A 5,072-nucleotide genomic window follows, 5' to 3' on the forward strand; every position below is an offset into this window, starting at 1 on the left:
AGATTAGGACTTACGTCCTAATCTTTTTTTTAGCGAAACATTCTAAATAACATTGCTTTTTTTTTCTTCATTATTTTTAATAAAATCTAGAATTGAAACTAACCCTATAATAGCTGGTTCATTTTCATCTTCAAAAACAGTTATTTCATAGGAGTCTCCTCTAGTTGTCCATCGATTTCTTAATTTAGCCACCTTACGATAACCTAACATGATATTAAAGGACATATCAAAAAAGTCATCATCTAGATTCAACTTATCACCAGTAACAACGTAATTTGATGCAACGGGAGATAATCTTTTTTCAATCGTAAAAACTTTTTCATTATCCACCTCAACAGTAAACCGAAAAAATTCCTCAGAACGATTATTTGTAACAACGGCTACCTGTTCATGTACAGGATTGTGTATTGTTATAAACAGTTCATTGTCAATTGAGTCTACTGATACACCGTACACATCTTCTTCATTACGGTTTGTTACAGTGAATGTTTCGCTTGGATTAGATACCTTTCTTTTCATAAAAAGTTGTCTCACTAAGCAACACTCCCTTTTTCTATATATATCATTATACTCTTTTTTGACGTAATAATCATTATAAATTATAAATGTTTAAATAAGTCTTTCATCTCATTTAAATTAACACACTCGTACATTGTTTGGTCTTCAATGGATTTTATAAAAGAATTGTTTAGCCAAATAGTATCTATTCCCACTCTGTTGGCACCTCTAATGTCAGAACTTAAGCTATCTCCGATCATAAGAACACTGTTAAGTTCTTTTATCCCCTCTTTTGAAAATATTGTTTCAAAAAACCTAACGTCTGGTTTTTCAAAGCCTATTTCTTCTGATATATATAATTCTTTAAAAAAACCTGTCATATTCGCATTTTCTAACCGTTTTCTCTGCGTTCTTCCGACACCATTTGTCCCTGCGTAAATGGTATAACCTTCCTCTGTTAGAAATTCTAATAATTCAATTGCTCCATCCATTAAATCATTGCGATTTTCTAAAAATTGGCGATACTCATCATCGGCTTTAGCACCGTCTACTTGAACGCCTTGTGTTGCAAAAAACTGAGCAAATCTTGACTCTAATACGGTTTCTTTTTTTATTCGTCCTTCTTCTAATTTGCTCCATAACTGATGGTTAATTTTTTTATATTGCTCAAAAGTTTCTTCATTAAAAACAACACCATATTTAGCAAATAAACTTTGCAGCGCATTATATTCCGATTTACTAAAGTCAAGTAATGTATTATCTAAATCAAAAATTAAATAGTCATATTTTTTCATAATAAAAGCCTCCATTAATTTAATATTAATCTTTATAGTGATGCGGCGTTTGACTTACACGTCTTTTTTTATCCTTTTGCCTTTTGTTGTATGACGCCAACACTTCAGGGTCTAACATTTTTGATCCTTCTATAAAATGGATGGCTTCTGTACCTGCCTCACACGCTGCTTCATAGTACCATTTTTTCCACTTTAAAAAAGACAACATTGTTTCAAGCTCAGCAATTTTTTGTTCTAGCTCTTGCTCTTTTTCAGTAAAAAATTGCTTCCTCAACGTTAACGTTTCATCACCTGACATTGTCCATTCAACAAATTGACCAATTTCTTTAACAGGAACATCTGAAAGTTTTAAACATTGAATAACTTCCAAATATTTTAAATCTGTCTCACTAAAAACACGGTAACCAGAGTCATTCCTTTTCACAAAAGGAAGTAAACCAATCTTATCATAATACCTAAGAGTATCTGTTGAAATTTTTGTAATTTTTGCTACGTCACTAATTGAATACATTTTTTTCACCTTTTCTCTTGACTTGGAGTTAACTCCAAGGATTATTCTCTATATAGCTTCTATAAATAATAAGGATGTGTTAAAAAAATGTCAAACAAACCGTTAATCGTCATCACTGGTGCAAGTTCAGGATTTGGAGCAAAAACAGCTCAACTATTTAATAAAAAGGGTTATCCATTACTCTTAATCGCCCGTCGTGTTGACAAAGTAAAAGAATTACCATTAAATTTTGAAAATGTTATGGTGGAAAAAGCTGATGTTTCTAATATGGAAGAATTAAAAACTGCTATTAGAAAAGCGGAGGCTGTCTACGGCCCAACTGACTTACTTGTTAATAATGCAGGTGTTATGCTTTTAGGAAATATCATGAAACAAGACGAAAAAGAATGGTCAACTATGCTTGATACAAATGTTTTAGGTGTCTTAAATGGCATGAAGATAGTGTTAGATGATATGGTAAAAAGAGAACACGGAACCATTATTAATATCTCTTCCATTGCTGGATTCAAAGCATTTGCTGATCATGCTGCTTATTGCGCAAGTAAATTTGGCGTACACGGATTAACTGAAACGATTCGTCAAGAAGTCGCTGACTCAAATGTCCGCGTGTCTCTTGTATCACCAGGAGCTGCTGAAACAGAGTTATTAACTCATGTCACTAGCGAAAAATCCCTTAATGACTATGTATCATGGAAAGATAGTATGGGCGGCGTTACTTTAGATCCTGAAAAAATTGCTGAAACAATTAGCTTTATCTACGAAATGCCGCAACAAGTAACGATTAGAGAAGTTTCTATCGCTGCAACTAAACAACAGGCATAACAGAAGAAAAACAGAGAACGACTTGATGTCGGCCTCTGTTTTTTATTATGCTTCAAATTTAACGATTTGTCTTTGGAACTCTCTAATATTAACCATTGAATAGGTTACAACCACTTGAACTACGCACATAACGGCAGATGTAATAATTCGCGTTGGCAAGAAACCAAACACCGCATTTCCTTGCATCATATAAAGCCATAGTGTATTAAGTGGCAAACTCAAAGCAAACGTCACAATGACATTCACCAAAATAATGCGTTTAAGTGTTAACTTCTTTTTATGATAGAAGCTACTATAAATCACTCCTGCTAAAAAGGCAGTTAATGTAAATCCTGGGAAATAAGCTCCCCCCGCCGGAAATAACATGGCACCAATAAAATCACACAACGCATTGGCTGTTCCTGCTATCATTGGCCCAAATAAAATAGCCATAATAGCTACTGGGATAAAGAAAAAACTTATCTTTATAAATCCCGTTGTAATTGATAAAAATTGCGACAAAATGATTCTAAGAGCCATTAACACTCCCATGATCGCTATTGTCCTAGCTGTAAAACCTTTTTTTTCCATTCTAGCATCTCCTTTTAGAGTTGCTACATCCATTATGCAGCGAATGCGAAAATAATGTCGCAAGTGCTCCACTAGCACTTTTCGTCCAATAAGCTACATCCCATCTCATTGGCACTTGACGCTTTATTTCCTACTCTGTTTTTTTATTTTACACTAAGACTATATCACATTTTTTTAAATTAACAATAAAGACTATCTAAGTCAATTTTTCGCCAAATTTTCGAGCTCTTTAAATAATAAAATAGCCGTACTTTTGTTTGTTGCAAGAGGCACTTCATAGACGTCACTCAGACGAATCAGCGCGTTAACATCAGGCTCATGAGGTTGAGCAGTTAGTGGATCTCTTAGGAAAATAATCATATCCATTTTTCCTTCTGATACTTTAGCTCCAATTTGTTGATCCCCACCAAGTGGACCTGATTTAAAGCAATGCACTGCTAATTTTGTTGCCTCCATAATTTTAGTTCCCGTTGTTCCTGTTGCAAACAATTCATGTTTAGCTAAAATAGCTTCGTATTCCTTGGTAATTTTAATAATATCTTTCTTTTTTTTATCATGAGCAATTAGTGCTATTTTCATTCTAAACTCCCCTTCGTTTTCTTTTCGTCACTTTGACACAAATAATTGGTCACCTTTCACATTGTAAGCGTATTACATTTTCTATTATACTCTAGATAATAAATGAAGTGAAAGAAGGAAATTCAACATGGTAGAAATTGCATTAAAACATATACATAAAAAATATGATGGTAACCCAAATTATTCAGTAACAGACTTTAACTTACATATTGAAGACAAAGAATTCATCGTTTTTGTTGGTCCCTCTGGATGTGGTAAATCAACAACATTACGTATGGTTGCTGGTCTTGAAGATATTTCAGAAGGCGAATTATGGATTGGTGATCGCATGGTTAATGACGTAGCACCTAAAGACCGTGACATCGCTATGGTATTCCAAAACTACGCACTTTACCCACACATGACAGTTTACGATAATATGGCATTTGGTCTAAAACTTCGTAAATATGACAAAGCTGAAATCAAAAAACGTGTGGAAAATGCAGCTGATATTTTAGGCTTAACTGAATACTTACAACGTAAACCAGCGGCTTTATCAGGTGGTCAAAGACAACGTGTGGCTTTAGGTCGTGCTATTGTCCGTGATGCTAAAGTATTCTTAATGGATGAACCTTTATCAAACTTAGATGCTAAATTGCGTGTAGCTATGCGTGCTGAAATCGCTAAATTACACCGTCGTTTAGAAACAACTACAATTTATGTTACCCATGACCAAACAGAAGCTATGACTATGGCTGACCGTATTGTTATCATGAAAGATGGCTTTATCCAACAAATTGGTACACCAAAGGAAGTTTATGACACACCTGTTAATGTGTTTGTTGCTGGCTTTATTGGCTCACCTGCTATGAACGTCTTCAATGTTTCATTAAACGAAGAAGGCTACATCTCTGACGGAGCTGATTTAAACTTACAAATCCCTGAAGGAAAATTCAAAGTCTTAAAAGAAAAAGGCTATGTTGGCAAAAACTTAATCTTTGGTATTCGTCCTGAAGATATTCATAGTGAACCAATTGTTAAAGACGCTTCTCCAAGTAGTATTGTTGACTCTGAAGTGGTTGTTTCTGAACTTCTTGGTGCTGAAACAATGCTTTATACACGTACTGGAAACACTGAATTCATTTCCAAAGTAGATGCTCGTTCAACTTACACTCCTGGTGAACGTATTGAACTTGCCTTTAACTTAAATAAAGCACATTTCTTTGATGCTGAAACAGAACTAGTTATTCGTTAAGTAAATTGATTCCCTCATTTTACTTTTCATTATGTAGAGTAAAAATTAAAAGCTTGACTCCTTT

Annotated in this window: 7 protein-coding genes and 1 riboswitch; of the genes, 2 read left to right on the forward strand and 5 right to left on the reverse strand. The window is 34.2% G+C overall.

Annotated features, from left to right (window positions below; translation table 11 throughout):
• Positions 1-42 precede the first annotated feature (42 nt).
• From RR554_RS11995 to RR554_RS12005, 3 genes are all read right to left on the reverse strand, one after another.
• Positions 43-519: a hypothetical protein gene (locus RR554_RS11995; RefSeq protein ID WP_332468128.1), complete on the reverse strand. Its 477-nt coding sequence runs from the start codon at positions 517-519 to the stop codon at positions 43-45.
• 80 nt (positions 520-599) lie between these two features.
• Complete coding sequence (locus RR554_RS12000) at positions 600-1,292, reverse strand: YjjG family noncanonical pyrimidine nucleotidase (protein WP_332464551.1); 693 nt, start codon at positions 1,290-1,292, stop codon at positions 600-602.
• A gap of 25 nt (positions 1,293-1,317) precedes the next feature.
• Positions 1,318-1,803: a MerR family transcriptional regulator gene (locus RR554_RS12005; protein ID WP_332464550.1), complete on the reverse strand. Its 486-nt coding sequence runs from the start codon at positions 1,801-1,803 to the stop codon at positions 1,318-1,320.
• Between the two features lie 87 nt (positions 1,804-1,890).
• Here RR554_RS12005 and RR554_RS12010 point away from each other — a divergent pair, with 87 nt between their 5' ends.
• Positions 1,891-2,625, forward strand: coding sequence for an SDR family oxidoreductase (locus RR554_RS12010; RefSeq protein ID WP_332464549.1), 735 nt, complete (start codon positions 1,891-1,893; stop codon positions 2,623-2,625).
• 45 nt (positions 2,626-2,670) lie between these two features.
• On the opposite strand, the gene RR554_RS12015 is transcribed toward RR554_RS12010, so the two are convergent.
• Together RR554_RS12015 and RR554_RS12020 are read right to left on the reverse strand one after the other, a co-directional pair.
• On the reverse strand, positions 2,671-3,195 hold the full coding sequence (locus tag RR554_RS12015; protein ID WP_332464548.1) for a folate family ECF transporter S component: 525 nt from the start codon (positions 3,193-3,195) through the stop codon (positions 2,671-2,673).
• A 35-nt stretch (positions 3,196-3,230) separates the two neighbouring features.
• Positions 3,231-3,335, reverse strand: a riboswitch (THF riboswitch).
• A gap of 61 nt (positions 3,336-3,396) precedes the next feature.
• Positions 3,397-3,774 carry a methylglyoxal synthase gene (locus tag RR554_RS12020; RefSeq protein WP_332468129.1) on the reverse strand — a complete coding sequence of 126 codons (378 nt, stop codon included), beginning with the start codon at positions 3,772-3,774 and terminating at the stop codon, positions 3,397-3,399.
• A gap of 127 nt (positions 3,775-3,901) precedes the next feature.
• On the opposite strand from RR554_RS12020, the gene RR554_RS12025 reads away from it, so the two are divergent.
• On the forward strand, positions 3,902-5,008 hold the full coding sequence (locus tag RR554_RS12025; RefSeq protein ID WP_332468130.1) for an ABC transporter ATP-binding protein: 1,107 nt from the start codon (positions 3,902-3,904) through the stop codon (positions 5,006-5,008).
• The last annotated feature ends 64 nt before the right edge of the window (positions 5,009-5,072 follow it).

It is taken from the genome of Vagococcus sp. (assembly GCF_036639995.1).
In the GTDB taxonomy this organism is placed as follows: domain Bacteria; phylum Bacillota; class Bacilli; order Lactobacillales; family Vagococcaceae; genus Vagococcus.